At 57.1% G+C, this 21,053-nt stretch carries 20 protein-coding genes, 1 tRNA gene and 1 pseudogene; 17 read left to right on the forward strand and 5 right to left on the reverse strand.

Translation table 11 applies throughout. From position 1 onward, the window contains the following. Window positions 1-39: 39 nt before the first annotated feature. The 6 genes and pseudogenes from BM395_RS02775 (at window position 40) to BM395_RS02800 (ending at window position 6,545) form a co-directional block, all read left to right on the forward strand. Window positions 40-1,305: pseudogene (locus tag BM395_RS02775) on the forward strand (OprD family porin). Between the two features lie 30 nt (window positions 1,306-1,335). After that, window positions 1,336-2,313 (forward strand): Bug family tripartite tricarboxylate transporter substrate binding protein, encoded by a 978-nt coding sequence (locus tag BM395_RS02780; RefSeq protein ID WP_090508789.1) that lies wholly within the window; start codon window positions 1,336-1,338, stop codon window positions 2,311-2,313. A gap of 79 nt (window positions 2,314-2,392) precedes the next feature. Further along, window positions 2,393-2,836: a tripartite tricarboxylate transporter TctB family protein gene (locus tag BM395_RS02785; RefSeq protein ID WP_090508790.1), complete on the forward strand. Its 444-nt coding sequence runs from the start codon at window positions 2,393-2,395 to the stop codon at window positions 2,834-2,836. A 1-nt stretch (window position 2,837) separates the two neighbouring features. Further along, a complete protein-coding gene (locus tag BM395_RS02790) occupies window positions 2,838-4,346 on the forward strand; it encodes a tripartite tricarboxylate transporter permease (protein ID WP_069899417.1) in 1,509 nt (502 codons plus the stop codon). Further along, the gene (locus BM395_RS02795) at window positions 4,339-5,373 is read left to right on the forward strand and encodes an AbrB family transcriptional regulator (protein ID WP_090508791.1); all 1,035 of its coding nucleotides are present in this window, start codon (window positions 4,339-4,341) and stop codon (window positions 5,371-5,373) included. Before BM395_RS02790 ends, BM395_RS02795 begins: the two co-directional genes overlap by 8 nt. 296 nt (window positions 5,374-5,669) lie before the next feature. After that, window positions 5,670-6,545 carry a DUF6279 family lipoprotein gene (locus BM395_RS02800; protein WP_090508792.1) on the forward strand — a complete coding sequence of 292 codons (876 nt, stop codon included), beginning with the start codon at window positions 5,670-5,672 and terminating at the stop codon, window positions 6,543-6,545. Here the strand turns inward: BM395_RS02800 and ung are convergent. Then, window positions 6,542-7,237 carry a uracil-DNA glycosylase gene (gene ung / locus BM395_RS02805; RefSeq protein WP_069899425.1) on the reverse strand — a complete coding sequence of 232 codons (696 nt, stop codon included), beginning with the start codon at window positions 7,235-7,237 and terminating at the stop codon, window positions 6,542-6,544. The two genes, BM395_RS02800 and ung, sit on opposite strands and share 4 nt — an antisense overlap. 158 nt (window positions 7,238-7,395) lie before the next feature. Between ung and BM395_RS02810 the strand changes: the two genes are divergently transcribed. From BM395_RS02810 to BM395_RS02825, 4 genes are all read left to right on the forward strand, one after another. After that, a complete protein-coding gene (locus BM395_RS02810; protein WP_090508793.1) occupies window positions 7,396-7,809 on the forward strand; it encodes a PaaI family thioesterase in 414 nt (137 codons plus the stop codon). A gap of 216 nt (window positions 7,810-8,025) precedes the next feature. Continuing rightward, on the forward strand, window positions 8,026-8,844 hold the full coding sequence (locus BM395_RS02815; RefSeq protein ID WP_090508794.1) for an enoyl-CoA hydratase: 819 nt from the start codon (window positions 8,026-8,028) through the stop codon (window positions 8,842-8,844). A gap of 114 nt (window positions 8,845-8,958) precedes the next feature. Next, window positions 8,959-10,062 (forward strand): enoyl-CoA hydratase/isomerase family protein, encoded by a 1,104-nt coding sequence (locus BM395_RS02820; RefSeq protein ID WP_090508795.1) that lies wholly within the window; start codon window positions 8,959-8,961, stop codon window positions 10,060-10,062. 109 nt (window positions 10,063-10,171) lie between these two features. Next, on the forward strand, window positions 10,172-10,810 hold the full coding sequence (locus tag BM395_RS02825; protein WP_170860534.1) for an ion channel: 639 nt from the start codon (window positions 10,172-10,174) through the stop codon (window positions 10,808-10,810). On the opposite strand, the gene BM395_RS02830 is transcribed toward BM395_RS02825, so the two are convergent. After that, a complete protein-coding gene (locus tag BM395_RS02830) occupies window positions 10,807-11,067 on the reverse strand; it encodes a DUF1145 domain-containing protein (protein WP_090508796.1) in 261 nt (86 codons plus the stop codon). The genes BM395_RS02825 and BM395_RS02830 overlap by 4 nt on opposite strands. Window positions 11,068-11,142: 75 nt before the next feature. Next, a complete protein-coding gene (locus tag BM395_RS23435) occupies window positions 11,143-11,649 on the reverse strand; it encodes a hypothetical protein (RefSeq protein ID WP_212633009.1) in 507 nt (168 codons plus the stop codon). A 243-nt stretch (window positions 11,650-11,892) separates the two neighbouring features. On the opposite strand from BM395_RS23435, the gene BM395_RS02840 reads away from it, so the two are divergent. From BM395_RS02840 to BM395_RS02855, 4 genes are all read left to right on the forward strand, one after another. Further along, the gene (locus tag BM395_RS02840) at window positions 11,893-12,117 is read left to right on the forward strand and encodes a cysteine-rich CWC family protein (RefSeq protein ID WP_090508797.1); all 225 of its coding nucleotides are present in this window, start codon (window positions 11,893-11,895) and stop codon (window positions 12,115-12,117) included. Window positions 12,118-12,119: 2 nt separating this feature from the next. Beyond that, a complete protein-coding gene (locus BM395_RS02845) occupies window positions 12,120-12,821 on the forward strand; it encodes a pseudouridine synthase (RefSeq protein ID WP_090508798.1) in 702 nt (233 codons plus the stop codon). 383 nt (window positions 12,822-13,204) lie between these two features. Next, on the forward strand, window positions 13,205-14,092 hold the full coding sequence (locus tag BM395_RS02850) for an alpha/beta fold hydrolase (protein ID WP_069899434.1): 888 nt from the start codon (window positions 13,205-13,207) through the stop codon (window positions 14,090-14,092). A 100-nt stretch (window positions 14,093-14,192) separates the two neighbouring features. After that, a tRNA-Gly gene (locus BM395_RS02855) sits at window positions 14,193-14,266 on the forward strand. An 895-nt stretch (window positions 14,267-15,161) separates the two neighbouring features. Here BM395_RS02855 and BM395_RS02860 read toward each other — a convergent pair. Both BM395_RS02860 and BM395_RS02865 read right to left on the reverse strand, forming a co-directional pair. Continuing rightward, the gene (locus tag BM395_RS02860) at window positions 15,162-16,184 is read right to left on the reverse strand and encodes a phage portal protein (RefSeq protein ID WP_090508799.1); all 1,023 of its coding nucleotides are present in this window, start codon (window positions 16,182-16,184) and stop codon (window positions 15,162-15,164) included. Continuing rightward, a complete protein-coding gene (locus BM395_RS02865) occupies window positions 16,184-17,944 on the reverse strand; it encodes a terminase ATPase subunit family protein (protein WP_090508800.1) in 1,761 nt (586 codons plus the stop codon). The genes BM395_RS02860 and BM395_RS02865 overlap by 1 nt, the downstream gene beginning before the upstream one ends. Before the next feature lie 155 nt (window positions 17,945-18,099). Between BM395_RS02865 and BM395_RS02870 the strand changes: the two genes are divergently transcribed. The 3 genes from BM395_RS02870 to gpM are packed head-to-tail and all read left to right on the forward strand — an operon-like array spanning window position 18,100 to window position 20,750. Next, window positions 18,100-18,930, forward strand: a complete 831-nt coding sequence (locus BM395_RS02870) for a GPO family capsid scaffolding protein (RefSeq protein ID WP_090508801.1) — start codon at window positions 18,100-18,102, stop codon at window positions 18,928-18,930. Between the two features lie 43 nt (window positions 18,931-18,973). Then, window positions 18,974-20,026 (forward strand): phage major capsid protein, P2 family, encoded by a 1,053-nt coding sequence (locus BM395_RS02875; protein WP_090508802.1) that lies wholly within the window; start codon window positions 18,974-18,976, stop codon window positions 20,024-20,026. Window positions 20,027-20,036: 10 nt separating this feature from the next. Further along, a complete protein-coding gene (gene gpM / locus BM395_RS02880; RefSeq protein WP_090508803.1) occupies window positions 20,037-20,750 on the forward strand; it encodes a phage terminase small subunit in 714 nt (237 codons plus the stop codon). Window positions 20,751-21,053: the final 303 nt, after the last annotated feature.

A 21,053-nucleotide genomic window follows, 5' to 3' on the forward strand; every position in this document is an offset into this window, starting at 1 on the left:
GCGTGCGGCCGTTACAAAAACAACAATGGAGACCACACGATGCCCTCAGCATCTCGTCAGGCGAATTTGCCTGCACACCTGCTTAGCCTAGCTGTTAGCGCAGCACTTCTGTCACCTGCCGCTCATGCCGAGTTCATCAAAGACAGCTCGGGAACCCTGACAGCCAACAACATCTACCTCAATCGCGATTTCCGTGAAGGCACTGGCCAGAACAAGCGTGAGGAATGGGCACAAGGCTTCATCTTCGATATTCAATCTGGCTACACCGAAGGCACCGTAGGCTTTGGTGTTGATGCCTTGGGCTTGCTGGGTATCAAACTCGACTCCAGCCCGGATCGCACCGGTACCGGCTTGCTGCCAACCCACGATGACGGCCGCGCCGCCGATGAATATTCGCATCTGGGCCTGACCGGCAAAATGAAAATTTCTGCCAGCGAGCTGAAAATCGGCACGCTGATGCCGGAACTGCCAACGCTTAAAAGCAACGACAGCCGCATCCTGCCGCAAACCTTTGAAGGCGGTTTGCTGACCTCGAAGGAAATCAGCAACCTGACCCTGCTCGGTGGCCGCATTGAGGAAACCAAGCAGCGCGACTCCAGCGACAACGAAGACCTGGCGATCAATAACAAGAATCGCCGTTTCGCCAGCGCCGCCACAGCCGATCACATCGACCTGGCCGGTGCCGACTATAAATTTACCGATCGCATCACTGGCCGCTATCACTACGCCAAACTGCAGGACATCTACAGCCAGCACTTCTTTGGCCTTGCCGCCAGCCAGCCGCTGGGCGCCGGTGTGCTTGCCGCCGACATGCGCCTTTCTGTGAGCAACGACGAAGGCTCGGCCAACGCCGGCAATGTCGATAACCAGGCGCTTAATGGCCTGTTCAGCTAAGCCCTGAGCGGTCACAAGGTCAGCCTCGCTTATCAGCGCATGTATGGCGACACCGGCTTTGCCTATGTCGACGGCACCGACCCGTTTTTGGTCAACTTCGTGCAGATCAATGACTTCGCCAACGCCGAAGAGCGCTCATGGCAAGCACGCTACGATTATGACTTCAGCAAGGTTGGTGTACCCGGCTTGAGCTTCCTGACCCGCTACATCAGCGGCAGCGATGCACAGATAACCGGCTCAACCGAAACTGGCGATGAGTGGGAGCGCGATATCGAACTGAAATATGTAGTCCAGAGTGGTCCGATGAAAGACCTTTACGTACGCCTGCGTAATGCCTCGTTCCGTTCTGATTTTGCCCGCAATGCCGACGAAAACCGCATCGTGATCGGCTATTCATTAGCCATCTGGTAAGCACAATAAAAAACCTGTGAGGATTCAATTATGAAATCTGCTTTCACTCGTATCGCCGTGGCAACAGCTTGCCTGGCATTCGCGGGTCAACTGCTCGCGGCTGATCCCAAGCGCCCTGAATGTATCGCTCCGGCCAAGCCAGGCGGCGGTTTCGACCTGACCTGCAAACTGGCGCAAAGCGGCCTGAAAGATGGCGGCCTGCTGAAAAAACCAATGCGCGTGACCTACATGCCAGGCGGCGTGGGCGCCGTGGCGTATAACGCTGTCGTGGCGCAGCGCGCAGATGATCCGGGCACCATCGTCGCGTTCTCCAGCGGCTCTTTGCTGAACCTGGCCCAAGGTAAATTCGGCCGCTACGACGAACACGCCGTGCGCTGGCTGGCAGCGGTAGGCACCGACTACGGCGCCATCACCGTGCGTGAAGACTCGCCTTACCACACGCTCAACGACCTGATCGACGCACTGAAAAAAGACCCGTCGAGCATTGTCTTCGGTGCGGGCGCCACTATCGGCGGTCAGGACTGGATGCAAACTGCACTGATCGCCCGTGCAGCCGGCATCGACCCGAAAAACCTGCGCTACGTAGCATTTGAAGGCGGCGGCGAAACCGTAACCGCCATGCTCGGTGGCCACGTGCAAGTGACCAGCAGCGGTTTGGGTGAAGTTACACCGCAAATTGCCGCGAAGAAAATCCGCATCCTCGCGGTACTCTCCGACGAGCGTCTGCCAGGCAAACTGGCTGATATCCCAACGGCCAAAGAGCAAGGCTTCGACATCACCTGGCCGGTTATCCGTGGCTTCTACGTGGGTCCGAAAGTCTCGGATGAACAGTACAACTGGTGGAAGCAGCAGTTCGACACCATGCTCGCAAGCGAAGACTTCGCCAAGCTGCGTGAACAGCGCGACTTGCTGCCACTGTCGATGACCGGCGACGAGTTGAATGCCTTCGTCATGAAACAGGTCAACGAGTACAAGACTCTGGCGGGTGAGTTTGGCCTGATCCAGTAAGTCACTCCGTACGGTGCCGCCCTCAAGCGGCGGTGCCGGACGCATTCACGTCCACCTTTGTTTTCGAGAGAAATCTGCCATGTATGTTCGCCTGTTCTCCGCGATCTGGCTGCTGCTGTGTGTCTGGCTCGCATTCGTTGCGTGGGGCTTTGAAGCTCCCTTCGCCTATGACCCGGTCGGCCCGCGCGCCTATCCCCTGTTACTGCTTGCGTTGATGGGAGCCGGCTCGCTCTGGTTGATATTCAAACCGGGATTGATGGAGCAGCAGCTGCACATACCGACCGTTAAACGCTCGGTGCTGTGTGTCGTGGCGTTGCTGGCCTACGCCGTAACGTTCGAACCACTGGGCTTCATTTTGAGCACGGCACTCGCGGTATTGGTGCTGGGCCTGCTGTTCACTGGCCGACTCGTGCCTTGCATCATCAGCGCCGTGCTGATGGGCGTGCTGTTGTTCGTGCTGTTTGATTATCTGCTGGACGTGCCTTTGCCGCTCGGCGTCTTAGAAGCGTTCGTGGAGAGCTGATATGGATACGCTGAATTATTTGATGCAGGGCTTCGACGTTGCCACGCGTCCCGTCAACCTGCTGGTTGCCCTGTTTGGTGCGTTTGTCGGCACCGTTGTTGGCTTGCTGCCGGGCTTGGGCCCGATCAATGGCGTGGCGCTGTTGCTGCCACTGGCTTTCGCCCTGGGTCTGCCGCCAGAAACGGCACTGATCTTGCTGGCGGCGGTGTATCTGGGCTGTGAATACGGCGGCCGTATTTCCGCCATTCTGCTCAACGTGCCAGGCGACGCTGCTGCTGTAATGACCACTCTGGACGGCTATCCTCTGGCGCGTCAGGGCAAGGCCGGTATCGCTCTATCGCTGTCGGCTGTGAGCTCGTTCGTCGGCAGCATTATCGCCACCTGCGGTGTGGTGCTGTTCGCGCCGATCCTGGCCAAGTGGGCTGTAGCCTTCGGCCCGGCCGAATACTTTGTGCTGATGATTTTTGCCATCGCCTGCCTCGGCGGAATGGTCGGCGACAAACCGGTTAAAACCCTGATGGCCGCACTGATTGGCTTGGCACTGGCCACCGTCGGTGTCGACTCGACCACCGGAGTTTATCGCTTCACATTTGGCAGCGTCAGCCTGTCCGACGGCATTCAATTCGTCATCGTGGTTATCGGTTTCTTCAGCGTCAGTGAAGTGCTGTTGATGCTGGAAAAAACCCACAGCGGCCAGAAAGCGGTGAAGGCCAGCGGCCGTTTGCTGTTCAACTTCAAAGAGTTCTGTGAAACCTTCTGGACCATGATTCGCAGCTCGGTTGCAGGCTTTGTCATCGGTACATTGCCAGGTGCCGGCGCGACCATTGCCAGCGCCATGACCTACATGACCGAAAAGCGCATGGCCGGCCCGAAGGGCAAATTCGGTGAAGGTGACCTGCGCGGCTTGGCAGCACCAGAAGCCGCTAACAACGCCTCGGCGTGCGGCTCGCTGATTCCGATGCTGACTCTCGGCGTACCGGGTTCGGGCACCACGGCGGTAATGATCGGCGCCCTCACCCTCTACAACATCACGCCAGGCCCGTTGCTGTTCGAACAGCAGCCGGATGTGGTCTGGGGTCTGATCGCTTCGCTGTTCATCGGTAACGTGATTTTGCTGGTGATGAACATTCCGCTGGTTGGCCTGTTCTCGCGCATGCTCAGCGTACCCAACTGGGTTCTGGTTCCGGCCATTACCGTAATCAGCATGGTCGGCGTGTACGCGGTTCACAGCACCACATTCGATCTGGTATTGATGATCGTGCTCGGCGTGTTCGGCTACATCCTGCGCAAGCTCGACTTCCCCCTCTCGGCGGTGATTCTCGGCTTCGTGTTGGGCGAGTTGATGGAAGACAACTTGCGCCGCGCACTGTCGATCTCTGCGGGCGACCTCAACATTCTGTGGTCGAGCCCGATCACACTGGCGTTGTGGGCACTGGTGGTACTGATGCTGGCGCTGCCGGGCATCCGCTGGTGGCGCGCGCGCAACAAGGCCCAAATGGCCAATGCCTGATAACCACTGGCGTTTCTGGTGGGCAACCCCGCTGATCGGTCTGATCGGCGGGTATCTGGCCAGCCTCATCGGCTGGCCTTTGCCGTGGATTATTGGCCCGCTACTGGCGGTGATCTTGGTGCGCTGCAGCGGCTGGCACATTCGCGAAGTACCGGGCGGCCGTAAAGCCGGCCAATGGATTGTCGCCAGCGCCATCGGCCTGCACTTCACCAGTGAAGTCATGAGCCAACTGCTGGCTCACTTCCCCATCATCCTCGCCGGTGCAATCGGCACCCTGCTACTCAGCCTGATCGGCATCGCGGTACTGATGCGCAGCGGCGTTGATCGCGCCACTGCCTTCTTCGCCAGCATGCCGGGCGGCGCCAGCGAGATGGTTAATCTGGCGCAGCGTCATAACGCCGAAATCGCCCGCGTGGCGGCGGCACATAGCCTGCGCCTGCTAATGGTCGTGCTGATCGTTCCCGCCCTGTTCACCTGGAGCCTGCCGGATACACCGCGCCCGCCACCTGCACCGGCAGACGCTTTCTGGCTGGCCATCCTGCTACCCGCAGGAGCGGCACTGGCTTGGGTGTGGGGCAAGCTGAAGCAGCCCAATCCCTGGATGCTCGGCCCGCTAACCGTGTGCGCTGTCGCCAGCGTCAGCTTCGACTTGCACATCGGCTTGCCACAAGGTCTTGGTCAGGTTGGCCAATGGCTGATCGGCTGCGCATTGGGTTGTCACTTCGACCGCGCGTTCTTTCGCAGCGCCCCGGCGTTTCTCGCCCGCATTATCCTCTTCACCGTGCTGGCGATGCTCACCGCCGCCGGGCTTGCCACAGGCTTGGGCTGGATTGCCGGGCAGGACTCTGTCTCGCTGATGCTGGGCATGATGCCGGGCGGCATTACCGAACTCTGCCTCACTGCCGAAGCCCTGCAACTGTCGGTCGCACTGGTCACCGCCCTGCAAGTGCTGCGCTTGTTTCTGGTGATGTTCCTGGCCGAACCGCTGTTTCGGGTTTGGCAGAAGCGCTCGGCGTCCAGTAGTTGATTAACCTGTAGCAGGTTAAATAGTGCCTGACCGATATGCAGGTGCGTTTCTACTACAGAAACGCACCTGCAGTTTTAATGACCCTCTCCGCAGTAGCCTGAACAAACCTGCAACTGAACTAATGCCTTGCTGAATGTAGGCCGTTACTTATTGTGTGCAACGAAGCGGGCTGGAGCGCTTGCGAGCCGGTCTGAAAGGCGGTTGGGCAGAAATATGGTTAATCAATATTTCCAGCTAGCCCACTGCCTGCTTTATCTGTCTTATGCTTTGTACTCAAACACGTCGAGGCAAAATGGATGAAGCCGCTACGCCTGTTAAACCTCAAGAGCATGCTCATACTCACCGCCTTCAGTATTGTGCTGGGCGGATGCAGCGCTGTGGGTTTTACCTACGGCAAACTGGACTGGCTGATCAGTTGGCGCCTGAATGGCCTGCTTGATCTCAACGCGCACCAGCAGCAATGGCTGGAGCCACGCATTGAGGACAATCTCAACTGGCACTGCAGCACTGAGATACCGCGCTATCTCGACTGGCTGCAGCACACGCAAAGCCTGGTCAATGAACCCAACCCGAGCCCGCGCAAGCTCACCGCGCAATTTGTCATGGTTGGTGATGCGATCAAGCGGATCGGCAAGCAGATCACGCCAACCTCTGTCGACCTGCTAAAAACGCTGACCGACGAACAGGTAGCGCATCTCTCCGAAGAACTTACGGAGAAAAATAACGATTACCGGAAGAAGTTCGTCGATCCAAGCCTGGCCGTGCAGATAGAAGAGCGTGCCGAGCGCATGGCAGACCGGCTGGAAACGTGGCTCGGCTCGGTCAATGAAACCCAGCTGCAGCGCGTTAATCGCTGGTCCGCAGCGTTAGGCGAGCAAAACAGCTTGTGGATGAATAACCGTTTGCTCTGGCAGGCACAAATGGAGCAGAGCCTGGCGATGCGTCATACCGCAGAGTTTGCCCCACGCATAACGCACCTGCTGCAAGCCCCCGAAGACTTCTACGATGCCGAATACCGCAAGGCGTATCCTGAGGCGCAACAGGCATTCGCCGAGTTGATCAGCGATGTGCTGCTCAGTGCCGACGCACAACAGAAGCAGCGTTTTACCGAGCGTCTGCGCGATTTACGACACGAGTTGGCGCAGCTTGTATGCGCCAGAACCGTCAGCTAGACCGCGCTGGGTAATTTCCAGTCGATGGGCTCGCGCCCCAGGCTGATCAGTTCTTTATTGGTGCGGCTGAAATGGCCGTTACCAATAAAGCCGCGGTACGCCGAGAGCGGCGACGGATGAACGGACTTCAGGACCAGGTGGCGGGTGGGATCAATCAGGCTTTCCTTGCTTTGTGCATGCGCGCCCCAGAGTAGAAACACCACCGGAGTCGGTTGTTCGCTGACCACACTGATGATTTTATCGGTGAAGTGCTGCCAGCCCTTTTTCGCATGCGAGCCGGCAATACCGCGCTCTACAGTCAGCGAGGTGTTTAGCAGCAACACGCCTTGCTCGGCCCAATGCTGCAAGTAGCCATGCGTGGCAAGGTCGATATTGAGGTCGCGCTTGAGCTCCTTGTAGATATTCAACAAGGACGGCGGCACGGCAACACCCGGCTGCACCGAGAAGCACATGCCGTGCGCCTGACCCGGCCCGTGATACGGGTCCTGACCGATGATCACCACTTTGACCGACGCCAGCGGCGTGCTGTTCAGCGCACTGAAGATCAGCTCGCGGGGCGGATAAATCTCTTTGCCTGCCGCCTTCTCTGCCCGCAAAAACTCGCTCAATTGCTGCATGTAAGGCTTGGCGAATTCTTCACGCAGCGCGGCCTTCCAGCCAGCTTCAAGGGAAATGCGGTCGTTATCAGTCATGCAGGTATCTCAGGGCGCTAAACAGAGCAGGCACGCTAGTGAAGCAGCCGCTGCAAGTCAAGGCAGCAACTGATGAGCGACTATCAACTGGCGCCATAGTAGTTGCCGGACAACCACGCTGGGCGAACACTCGACCGACACCACCCGGAGTCATCGCCATGAATTCGCCAACCTCGCTGACCCGCAAACAACTTGAGCAAGCCCTGCAGATTTCACCGTTCGCGCAACTCATCGGCTTCAACCTGACTCACTTCTCCCCCGGCCAGATCGAGATGCAAGTGGCCATCCGTCCGGAGCTGACTCAGCACCACGGCTTTGCCCACGGCGCGGTTGTCGGTTTCATGATCGACAGCGCCTGCGCATGGGCAGCGGCGTCGGTGGTCGGTGATGTCGTCACCAGTGAGTACAAGGTCAACTTCCTCGCGCCGGCCATAGGTGAAACACTCATCTGCCGCAGTGATGTCATCAAGGCCGGCCAACGCCAAGTTGTCACCCGTGCCGATGTGTTTGCGCTGCACAATGGTCAGGAGAAAATAGTCGCCACCGGTCTGGCCACCATCGCCCGTATCTAGGGGCCTGCGCCATTTGCTTGCAGTCAATTGCCATGCCGGACTGCAACTGCAACGACTCTGGGGTTATCTTATAGGTTGAAACGCCAGCGCATGGCGCTGCCGCGACCGGGTTGAGTTTGGCTGCCGAATGACCTGCCCAGCTCCCCGTCGGATCAAGGAAGGCTGCGCCAAGCCGTCAATGGCTGGCGAGGCTAACACGCAAAAGTGAGGATGCATATGACGACTGCAGTAGAACCTTACAACCCTGGGGTTTTCGACCTGACCCACAAACTCACTGTAGAGAAACACGGCCACACGGCCCTGATCACCATCAATCATCCGCCTGCCAACACCTGGGATCATGATTCGCTGATTGGCCTGAAACAAATCATCGAACACCTCAATCGCGACGATGACGTGTATGCGCTGGTGATCACCGGGCAAGGTGGCAAGTTTTTCTCGGCCGGAGCCGACCTCAACCTGTTTGCCGACGGCGACCGCGCCAGAGCCCGCGAGATGGCCAGCCGTTTTGGTGACGCCTTCGAAGCCCTGCGCGACTTCCGCGGGGTTTCGATTGCCGCCATCAACGGTTTCGCCATGGGCGGCGGGCTTGAGTGTGCGCTGGCCTGCGATATTCGCATTGCCGAGCGGCAGGCGGTAATGGCTCTTCCTGAAGCCGCAGTGGGCCTGCTGCCTTGTGCTGGCGGCACCCAGGCATTGTCCTGGCTGGTCGGCGAAGGCTGGGCCAAGCGCATGATTCTCTGCGGCGAACGTCTGGATGCCGATACCGCGCTGCGCATCGGTTTGGTCGAGCAAGTAGTCGACACAGGCGAGGCTCGCGGCCACGCGCTGCTGCTAGCGGCCAAAGTGGCCCGACAAAGTCCGGTGGCTGTGCGCACCATAAAACCGCTGATTCAAGGCGCGCGCGATCGTGCACCTAATAGCTGGTTGCCAACTGAGCGCGAGCGTTTTGTCAGCCTGTTCGATGCCGACGATACCCGCGAAGGGGTTAATGCATTCCTGGAGAAACGCGAGCCCAAATGGCGTAATCGCTAAGCCGTCAACGCACGCACGGATCACCGATAATTTCATCAAGACCGGATCAGCCAACGCGCAGCAGCCCGAATTCTATGGGCGCTGCGCAACGGTTCTCCGTTGAACGAGAGACTTATGAACGTAACCTTCGAACAACGCCCGAGCCTGCATGGTTTTCAAATTGGCATCGCCAGCCTGGACGCCGAGAAGAGCCTCAACGCGCTGAGCCTGCCGATGATCGAGGCGCTGGATGCGCAACTCAAGGCCTGGGCCGATGATCCGCAAATTGCCTGTGTGGTGCTGCGCGGGAACGGACCAAAAGCCTTCTGCGCCGGCGGCGATGTGGTGCAACTGGTTAAAAACTGCCTGGAACATCCCGGTGAAGTTCCGCCCCTGGCACGGCGCTTTTTCGCTGACGAATACCGCCTCGACCACCGCATTCATACTTACCCGAAACCTTTTATTTGCTGGGCTCACGGCCATGTGCTGGGCGGCGGTATGGGCCTGATGCAAGGTGCAGCCATTCGTATCGTCACGCCATCAAGCCGCCTCGGCATGCCAGAGATCAATATCGGCCTGTACCCGGATGTCGGTGGCAGCTGGTTCCTGTCGCGGTTACCGGGCAAATTGGGGTTGTTTCTCGGTATGACCGCCAGCGGCATCAACGCGCGCGACGCGCTCGATCTGGGCCTTGCGGATCGCTGCCTGCTGGACAGCCAGCAAAGCGAATTGCTCGAAGGACTGGTGCAGATCAACTGGCAGGAACAAGCACCCGCGCAACTCAACAGCTTGCTCAAGTCGCTGGAAAACCAAGCGCAGAGTGAACAACCGCAAGCCCAATGGTTACCACGCCGCGCCCGGATAGACGCCGTGCTCGATCAGGCTGACTTGCCCGCCGCATGGCAGGCATTAAGCGCCCTGCAGGATGACAGCGACCCGCTGCTGGCAAAGGCGGCGAAAACACTCACGGCTGGCTGCCCGCTGACTGCGCATTTGGTCTGGCAGCAAATCGAGCGGGGGCGCTCGATGTCGATCGCCGACGTGTTCCGCATGGAGTACGCCATGAGCCTCAACTGCTGCAAATACCCGGAGTTTGCCGAAGGCGTTCGCGCCCGGCTGATCGACAAGGACCAGTCGCCCAACTGGCACTGGAAAGATGTATCCGCTATTTCCACGGACATCGTGGAGGCGCACTTTGCACCCGCCTGGGACGGCCCTCACCCGCTGGCTGATCTTTAATCCGACTGTTCTAAAACCAAAGACGGGCGTCAGCGATTGCGACGTTTTGCAGGATCGACAGCGGCAAGTCATGGCTGCCAAACTGGAGTTTTTGCCCAGGGAATTGGCCGTGACCTCCGCTTACTTGCTGCGCTATCGCTTCCGTTTGTTATTCGCCAGTTGCGTGATGTTGACCATCGTCTTTGGCTGGCCGCACCCACCTCTCTGGCTGCAATGGACCGCGCTGGCATTTTTGATCGTCGCGCCCATGAACACCCTGCGCCACAAAGGCGTGATGCTCAGCATTGCGGTCATGCTGGGCATCGCCAATATGGGCCTGGTGCTTCTGGAGAAACTAATCGACCTGCCCGCCCCACTGAGTGACGGCTTCGGCCTGATCGCCTTTTTCCTGCTGGTGGTTTACGCCCTGTTCAACCGCGTGATTCACGAACGCCCGGTTACCAGCGAACTGCTCTACGGTTTACTCGCCCTGTATCTGGCGCTGGCCCTCGCGTTCGCGGCGGCCTTCCATGTCATCAACGGAGTATTTAGCAATGCCTTCGCCAGCGCACATGGCCCGCTGCAATTGCACGATTTCGTCTACTACAGCCTGGTCACGCTAACCACAGTGGGTTACGGCGACATTCAGGCGCTCGCCCCCGCCGCCCGTTTGCTTGCGGGCGCGGAGGCTGTAGTCGGGGTTATGTTTATCGCCGTGGCGGTCGCCCGCAGTCTGATGCTGATGAGCGACGTCGAACCGTTGGACTAAAGCGGCTTGAGTTTGGGTTGCGATTGGATGTGAAGCACGCCAAACAGCAAAACCTGAATACGCCCGAGCCACGGTTTAGGGCGAGCCATGATCTGTTTATGAAACAGCGCCACCTCGGCCAGATGCGCCAGCAGCAAAATCAACGCCAGCCAGTTACACCAGCGCCCCAAAGGCTCGGCAAAGGGATACAGCACGTTGAGCAGCGCCACTAACCAGAACATGGCAAGTGCGCCTTTACAGAAAGACAGTAAATGCATGGCGATTCCTTATTGTTTTTAAGCAATTTAAATCGCCAGTAGAACTCTGACAAGCTGCGAAGCCCGCCAGCCCAATCAGCGTCTGCTGCGCGCCCGATTGGCGCTGCCATTGGACTGGATCAACTGTTGCTGCATACGCTGGCGCGAGCCCTGACTGGCCGAGCGCGACGGCTGATGCTGTTGAGGGCTCTGCCGATACTCACGCTTGCCTTTGTCGCGACCACCCTGTTGATGCCCCTGATGATTGCCACCTTGGTGATTGCCACCCTGATGGTTGCCGCCTTGGTGATCACCGCCCTGATGGTTTCCGCCTTGATGATGGCCACCATCATGATGCGAGCCGTGATGTGAGCCACCGTTGTAGTGACCACCGTGATGCGGTGGGCGCGGATGGTTCGGGTACCTGTAGTAACGGTAATCGTTGTAGTAATAGCCGCGCGGCTGCACATAGGCCGGATAACCGGGGCCCGAGTAATAGCGCTCCGAATAATAGGCGTCGTCGTAGTAATAACCTTGGTCGTAAATGGCGCAGCCACTCATAGACAATCCCAACAACGCAATAAGCATGGATTTGTAAGACATAAGCGCCTCGACGCACAACAAACCAGCGAAGGCTGGCGATAGCATATTGACTCTCTCGCCGGGCAAAGGTGCCCTGTGCAGCCGCCGCCTAAATGCACACCGTCGGAAAGCCGATTGCCGGTAGCAATGCTTCAGCCAGTGCATGGCCGGATCAGGCTCATCGTTGCAGAGAGCCACCCAGGCAAATCCCGAACCGCTTTATACTGCTGCAATACCGGCAACCGAACGCCAGACATTGCATCCATGACCAACACCCAAAACATTTGCCCGCTGTGCGGCCAACTCAACCAATGCGCGCAAGCGGCATCCACCGTCGCGGTAGAGTCATGTTGGTGTTTTGCGAAGAAGATCGACCCGCGCATTCTCGAGCAGATTCCCGCCGGCATCGACCGTAGCTGCATTTGCCCACGCTGCGCCATGGCCTTGCCGATAGAGCCTGAACCGGCTGTGTCCGAGCCGAAGCGCTAGCCATGCGTCTCGACCGAGTCCTCAGCAATCTTGCGCATTTAAATCGCCAGACCGTTCGCCAAATGATCGCCGGTGGTCGCGTGCGTGTTGATGGCCACAGCTGCCGCGACGGACGCTTTGAGGTGAGGATATTCAACCGCGTCGAACTGGATGATGTGCTCGTGCAAGCAGGCAAACCTGCACGTTACTTCATGCTGCACAAACCCGTTGGCGTTGTCAGCGCCACCCATCATGAAGCGCATCGCACGGTGATCGACCTGCTTGATGAACCGGCGAAGGATGAGTTGCACCTTGCCGGACGGCTCGACCTCAACACCAGCGGCCTGCTGCTGATTACCAACGATGGACAATGGTCGCGGCACGTCACTAACCCGGGCAGCCGCAAGGCTAAGGTCTACCTGGTTGAAACCGAAAACGACATTGAGCCCGAATACATCGAGACCTTTGCCCGCGGCCTGTACTTCGCGTTCGAGGACCTCACCACGCTTCCGGCCAAGCTGGAAATACTCGCCCCGCGTCGCGCCCGGCTAAGCCTGCATGAAGGCCGCTATCATCAGGTCAAGCGCATGTTCGGCCACTTCCAGAACAAGGTCATCGGCCTGCATCGCACGCACATTGGCAGCGTCGAACTCGATCCCAATTTGGCGCCCGGGCAGTATCGCCAGTTGTCCGCTGCTGAGGTCGCAAGCTTTGCCGAACCGTAGATTCAGGGTTAGCCACTCACCCACCGATAAACGGCAACATCGCAGCTAAATTAGCGCTTGCGCCATAACGGTTGGGCTGCTTAAATCGAATCATAAGGTCTCGATGTGACCAGCCAGTCACGAAGACCATCTAAGCGTTCTCTTGGTTGCTAGCGCTCTGCGCTAAATGTGGTTCCTGCCCGGTTCAAGACGTCACTCCAGCCATTTTACAGGCGTGGAGCGATTGCTCTTTTTCAACCCTAACCAATTGAAAAATAAATAATTATAAAATCATCAGCCTGACATTCGTTTGTCATGTCCAGGCGCTTTCCTAACTGTCCTACTTTGCCCGGTTTATCGGCCTTGCCGTAGACCTTGCCTAAATTGCGCCAGGAGGAAACGACATGAAGCCAGCCATCGCTGTCGTCGACGTAAATGGGATCTACAAAGTCCACACGGAGTTTTATGCCAGCCCCCTAGCCCGCAAGACCATCATCCTGGTCAATGGGTCTATGGCTACCACGGCCTCATTCGCGCAAACGGTAAAAACCCTGCAACCACAATTCAACGTCGTGCTGTTCGACCTGCCCTACGCCGGCCGCTCGCGCCAGCACAACGACTACGACCACCTGATCAGCAAGGATGATGAAGCCAACATCCTGCTCGAACTGATTGAGCACTTTAAAGCCAACTTCCTGATGTCGTTCTCGTGGGGCAGCGTTGCGGCTTTGCTGGCACTGGCCAAACGCCCTGCACGCATTGAACAAGCGGTGATCAGTTCGTTCTCGCCCGTTCTCAACGAGCCCATGCTCGACTACATGAACCGTGGCCTGACTTTCCTCGAAGCGACAGACCGCGAAAACATTGGCGAGCTGGTCAACAGCACCATCGGCAAATTCCTGCCGTCGCTGTTCAAGCGCTACAACTATCGCCACGTCAGCAGCCTGCATGAACACGAATACCGGCAAATGCACGCGCACATCAAACAAGTGATGCGCATGGAGTCCAATTGCCAGATGCCTTACCTGGCCCGTATCGACATCCCGCTGCTGTTCATCAACGGCGAGAATGACGAGTACACCACCGCGCATGACGCACGCCTGTTTGGTGAATACCTGCCAGACTGCCGCTTTGCCACCATCGAAAATGCCGGGCACTTCCTCGACATGGAACACAAAAGCGCTTGCGAGCAAACCCGTGATGCCATCTTCGGATTCCTGCAAAGCACCCGCCCCGTCGAGCGCCTGCACTACCCGCAGATGGACATGCAACACGCCGCAATGGCTGTATAACCCATGCCAAAACGAGCACCCCGCATCCGGTAAATCATATTTACTCGAGGTGCGGGCTTCTTTTCGCGGCCAAGTTCTGGTACAAAGACTCCCGCAAAAAGCGGGCGTCGTATAATGGCATTACTCCAGCTTCCCAAGCTGATAACGAGGGTTCGATTCCCTTCGCCCGCTCCAGTATTTACAGGGGTTCCAGCTGACCCAAGCAACACACAACAAGCTGCGGTGACAGTTTTGGTGACAGTAAGCATGCATCAGTTAAAACGTGAACATGCGCCTGTCATTGAATGAGTAGCTGATCATCGAGAACCTTCTTTCCTATACCTATCAGCGTTTTATGTTGAGGGCTGGGAAAAAGGTAATTTAGGTAATTTATTTTCTAAAGCATACTTAACGCCTTATAAATCAATAGGTTATATAGTTATGTTAAAGGTAATAAAATAGTAATTCGAAGGTAAGCCAATTACCTTTTCAGTAGGTCATAAATCGGTTTTGTAAAAACCTTATAAAACAGTGACTTACAAAAAAATTACCTCAGCAATTACCCTAAATTACCCTCAAAGGTAATATGCTCAGCCCTAGTGCCACGCGGGCTTGAGATACCCCAAACCCAAAAATTACTAAAATTACCTTTTTCCCAGCCCTCTCCTGAAAATGAGCCAATCCGTAGGCCGCATATAAGCGCGCCAGAGCGGCGCTTGCCGCAGGGTTCCGCAGGTATTCCAGCGCTCGCTAACGTGCCGCCAGCGCAAGCAGGGAGCCGCACCAAGCCAACTGCAGGCGTGAAGAAAAAACGACCTATTTAGCCCGCAGGCGTGGTGGGGGGATGACGGCGCGCGCCAGGTGCAAAAATCCGTGCCATGAGCCTTGCCATGGCAACCCATAGTGAAGACGCCGAACCACCCAAAGCCCGCGCCAATACTGGGTCGCAGGCCTGTTACTGCTGGTCTTTAAGCCCTTACAGTGATATGTTGCAGTGGGTTATTTCACGCGACAGAACGACAAATCTTTAGGGTGACGCAGGCACAAAAAAGCCGCCCGAAGGCGGCTTGATGGTGAGAGTTGCGGTTCGTTAGTTTTCAGTGCCTTCATCAAATGGCAGGAAGCGCACCACTTCTTCGCCTACCCAGTCGTTGAGCTGCCTGAACTGCTCCTGCAGCGGCTCGAGTTCAAGACGGGCGTAGGTTTCTGCAGCTTCTTTCAGTGATCCGAAACCGCCGGCATTCTTTGGCACTATGCCCATCAGTTGTGGGTACATGCGCAGCGCGGCCAGCACATCCTCACGGGTTTGGTCTTTGATCGAATTGAACTCATCTTTCGCGGCCACCTCACTGACCGGAATAATCTGCAGACCTTCCTTTTTGCCGTTTGGCGCGTACACAAACAGGTTGCGGAAATTGCCCGGGCCTTTTGAGTTTTTCAGCGCGGTGCGCAAATCATCAATGTCGCCCTGGTCCTGTGCGGCATCTGTCATGTACAGGATGAAGCCGGCGTGACTGCCGTTCTCGTAGTACTTGCGCCGGAACAGCGTGGCCGACTGGTTGAGTAAAGCCGACTGCAGCGCACTCACCCACTCAGGCAACCCGTATATCTCCTGGTGCAAATCCACCTCACGCAGATGAAAAATGCTGCCCGCTTCAAATTCGTGTTCTTTCTGGCAACCTTGCACTTGGAAGAACCGATCGTCTTTACCCACCCGCATGTATTTAGCAAGCGGCGTTTGCAGGCTGATGGCATTACCCAGCACGGAACGCCGCGCCTCGACATACCCATTACCCAAAGCCAGATAATCCTGAGCCCACTGATTGAACGCCTGACGCGATAACAGCTTGTGCGGGATGAATGACCGGCTCAACTGATTACGCTTAAAGCGCAGGCCAGAGTCCAGATGCACACTGGCCTTCACCGATCGCGCCAAGCCATCCATCGACAGTGGTGGCTCATACCAGCGGCCGTTATACCAGCACTCCAAATAGTCAAACATCTCACGCGATGACAGCACCGAAGTGGGCTCACCAAAGCTGAACACCACGCTGCCCTTTGGCTTTTCTGCTTGGGCAGCAGTTACCGCCACCTCAGAACCTGTTGTAGTCATCAAAGCATCTCCATCCGCCCGGTGTTGGCAGTTGTCTGCCCTTCCAGCGGTTCGTTTTGTAATGCGTGAAAAAGAGCCCACGCCAGATCAGCATGGCCTGTTGCGTCTGTTCGCCCAGCGGTATAGGTCGACTGCCTGCCGCTTGCGGTCATGGTTTTGCGGATGGCCATCAGTGCCTGGGCCAGATCCGTCCAACCGGCGTCAAACTCAAGCCGGCCTTTGTGGATCACGTCATAAGCCTTGAGTACCAGCTGGGTTTTCACCTCGGGCGAGTAGCTGAATGTTTTGACGTTAGGGAAAAACTGCTTAACCAGCTGCGCCACGCCAGATCCCATGCCGGTGGTATCAATGCCGATGTAAGTCACCCAGTAGCGTTGGGTGATCAGCCGGATGGTTTCAGCCTGTGAGGCGAAGTCCATGCCTCGGATTTGATGGCGCTCAAGCACACGGAATTTGCCACCCGGCACCATAGGCGGCGCAACCACAACCAACCCCGAGCAGTCACCGGTTTCAGCAGGATCATAGCCAACCCATACAGCACGATCGCCAAAGGGGCGCGCGGCGAATGGCTTGTAATCCTCGCCCCACTCAACCCAGCTATCGACCATGCATTTTTGCAGCACGTTAAGCGGGAAGATTGATGCGCCATCATCAACAAATTGGCACATCAGCAGGTTGGCGAAGGCATCCGCGCTGTACTCAAGGCGTAGCTCCTCGATGTCGAACAGATCGCAACCACCCTGCTCGGCATCCAGAATGGTGACGATTTGCCGCCAGATTTTGTCCTCGCACAGCCTGCCGTGCTGCAGCGCCTCATGCTTCACATTGATATTCAAGTGCTGCGCCGCAGGCTTGCCCTTGTTGAAGCGCTCGCCCGTCCAGAATGGGTAGGCTTCATGGCCCATGCTCGACGGGGTTGAAAAGTACGTGCGGCGGTATTGCTTCTGCATCGCCATGCCGCTGGCGACCTTGTTCAGCTCGTTAAACTTGAACGTCCAGAAGAACTCATCGAAATAGAAGTTGCCGTGATAGCCCTGAGCAGTCCGGGCATTGGTACCCAGAAAATGCAGCTCGGCGCCGTTACCCAGAATGATTGGATCACCGGTCAACTCAACGCCGACAACCTCCCGCGCAAACGCCTGAATGTAAGCCTTGAAAATGTGCGCTTGGTTCTTTGAAGCGGACAAAAATATCTGATTGCGACCCGTGACCAGGGCATCGAGAAACGCCTCCCGCGCAAAGTAGTAAGTGGCACCAATCTGCCGACTTTTGAGGATGGCCCTGGTGCGCTGATCCCCTGCCCGGTACCAGTCCAACTGATAACCGAAACAGCCATCAATAAACGCCTCCGTAAGCAGTTCAATCTGTTGCTCATCGAACTCATTGCGCTTGGGTTTCTTCTTCGGCCCCTCATTACGCTTGGAAAGCTCGGGGTTCAGATCAGTTTCGGTACCGCCGCCCTGGTAGCGCTCAATTCTGGCTTGGCGCTCCAACTGACGGTGCAGTAAATCGATCTCTTTGAAGTCGCCGCTGGTTTTGCCTTCCTTCAAAATCAATTGGACGAGGCGCGCTTCCAATGCACCGCCAATGCGCTCTACATTACTGGCACGGTCCCATTCATCACGCGCTTTCCATGAGTGGACGGTTTTCTCTTTCTCGCCCAGGCACTCGGCAATTTCGGTGACGCGCCAACCCGTCCAATACAAAAATTTGGCTTGGCGGCGGTTATCTCGGGTAGGAATTTCAACGGCAGCATTCATGGCGCAGATGCTGACGCTCTCGCGCGAGGCTCAGTAGTGGCGCCGCCTGTATCGGCAGCGACCACAAGCGCGGCACGTTGCCCGTAAGCCTCCAGCTACCGACCATGCCCTCAACGCAACGGCAAAACGCCGACACCGCATTGAGGCCATCCACCATGAAGAAATTCCGCTCCAACTGGTTCCGCGTCGCCGTTGAAGGTGCCACATCGGACAAACGCACGATCAAACGCAGCTGGCTTGAGCAAGCTGCAAAGAACTTCAACACTGCCACCTACGGCGCCCGCGTGTGGCTGGAGCACTATCGTGGTTTGATGCCCGATGGCCCGTTCAAGGCCTACGGTGATGTAACTGCAGTAAAGGTCGAAGAAGTTGAAATTAACGGCCAGACCAAATTGGCCCTATTCGCCCAGATCGAGCCGACCGCCGACCTGATTGCGATGAACAAGGCCAAGCAAAAGATTTACACCTCTATCGAAATCGACGACAGCTTTGCCGACACCGGCGAAGCCTACATCGTCGGGCTTGCCGTGACCGACTCCCCCGCCAGCCTGGGCACTGATGTACTTGCATTCTCCGCGCAAAAACCAGAAGCCAGCCCGTTCAAAGACCGCCATTACTCGGCAACCTCGATGTTCACCGAGGCGGTTGAGGCAGAGCTGGCCTTTGAAGAATTTGAAGAGAAGCCAAGTATCGGCGCGACCTTGTTCAGCAAGGTTCAAAGCTTGCTAAACGGCAAGCAGGTTAAAGATGACAAAGAGTTTTCTGCCGTTGGCGAGGCGGTGGAAGCCATCGCCCAACACAGCAAAGAGCTCAGCGATTTACTGACTGCCGAGCAGAAAAAGACGGCTGATTTGAGCACCAAGCTCAACACCCTCGACACCCAATTCACGGCGCTAAAAACCCAGTTGGCTGGCACACAAAGCCACCACCAACAGCAGCGCCCAGCAGTTACTGGCGGTGATGGCGCCTTGCTGACTGATTACTGATCCCACGGCCCAACCGAAAAGCCTATTCACCGGAGAACACCCCATGCGTAAAGAAACTCGCTTCGCCTTCGCCGCCCTGGCCGTGCAAATCGCCTTGCTCAATGGCGTGGCTAGCGCACACGAAAAATTCAGCGTCGACCCATCTATCCAGCAAAAGCTTGAAGTAGCGGTGCAGGAGTCCGATGGTTTCCTCAAACAAATCAACATCATTGGCGTCGATGAGCAGTCCGGTGAAGCCCTTTTACTTGGCGTTAATGGACCGATCGCCAGCCGCACTGACACAGCCGGCGGTACTGCACGCACCCCGCAAAACCGTAGCGCCCTGAGCAAAGATTCTTACACCTGCAAACAAACCAACTTTGACAGCGCGTTCCCATATGCCTTGCTCGATGCCTGGGCCAAGTTCCCCGACTTCCAGGTCAAGTTGAGCAAAGCCATCATCATGCGCCAAGCCCTCGATCGAATCATGATCGGCTTTAACGGCACCAGTGCGGCCGTAACCACAGACCGAGCCACCAACCCATTGCTGCAAGACGTCAACATTGGCTGGCTGCAGAAGATCCGCACCGGCGCCACCGACCGCGTGCTCGACAACGCTACCATCGGCCCGCGCAAAGTAATCAAAGTTGCCGGAGTCGATACAGTCTTCGAGGGCGACTACGCCAACCTTGACGGTCTGGTATTCGATGCCGTGCAAATGCTCGACCCATGGCACCGCAGCCGTCCAGATTTGCGCGTGATGGTTTCGCGCAACCTCATGCACAGCAAACTGCTGGCTGCCGTGGAAAAGGGTGCCGACTCCAACGAGGAAGAAAACGCCGCGCAAGAAATCGTCAGCCGCGCCCGCCTTGGCGGACTGCAAGTGGTCGACGCTCCGTTCTTCCCGGATAACACCGTGCTGGTCACCACCCTGAGCAACCTCTCCATCTACTACCAGAACGGAGCGCGTCGTCGTCACTTGAAAGATGAGCCAGAGCTGGATCGCATTGCCGACTACCAGTCGTCCAACGAGTCCTACGTCATCGAAGACTTCGGCCTGGTCGCCCTGGTTGAAGGCATCACTGCCGTCGACTACCCAGAACCAACCGAGGCCTAAGAGGCGCGCCATGAACCTGACACCAGCCCAACGCAACCAGCTGCGCAAACGCGCAGCCATTGAGGCCGCAGCCGCATCGCCAGCCATCAGCATGGAAGGTGCAACCACCTACGAACTGCAGCTCGGCCAGCTTGCACAGGATCGGCTGCGCCTCAAGAACATCCAGGGCACAGAAAGCAAAGTCGAGCTAAAAAAACAGCTGCTACCGGCTTACCTACCCTATGTGCAAGGCGTACTGGCAGCGGGCAACGGAGCACAGGACGAAGTACTCACCACCATGATGACCTGGCACATCGATATCGCCGATTACACCGGCGCGATCGAAATTGCGGCCTACGTTCTCAAGCACAAGCTGGTGATGCCCGACCGCTTTGCCCGAACCACCGGCTGCTTTATCGCAGAAGAAGTGGCCACAGCAGCACTCAACGCCAACAAACTCGGCCACAGCTTCTCACTGGAAACCTTGGTTTCCGTCGAACAGCTGACGGCCACTGAGGATATGCCAGACCAGGCGCGCGCCAAGTTGCATCTGGCGCTGGGCAAGCAATACGCCGGTTTGCCGGTGGATGACAAACCCGCTGAAACGGACTTTGACAACTTCTACACAGCCAAGCAGCACCTGACCCGCGCCATTGAATTGCACGCCAATTGCGGTGGCAAAAAAGATTTGGAGCGCGTTGACCGCTACTTGAAAAAATACGCTGCGCAACAAAACGCCAGCTAACCGAGCGTCCCCACGCACCCCGGCGGCTCGGGGCTGATCTTGGGTTACTCCTTCCCAAAGTGACGCCCCGACCACCGCCGACTTATTCAACACAACAGGCATTACGATGAATGAGTTCCAAAAACAGTACATGTGCAACTTTCAGCAAAGCCCGCGTGAAGTCTTGCTCTTTAATATTGCAGAGCAGTATGCGACCTCGGCTGAAGAATACGACCGCACAGTCTGTACCGGCCCAGTCATCAACCATGAAGTAATGCCTGCTACGCCGCGTGAACAATTTCTGAGTATCCAAAACGCACGGTC

The organism is Pseudomonas marincola, from assembly GCF_900116605.1.
In the GTDB taxonomy this organism is placed as follows: domain Bacteria; phylum Pseudomonadota; class Gammaproteobacteria; order Pseudomonadales; family Pseudomonadaceae; genus Aquipseudomonas; species Aquipseudomonas marincola.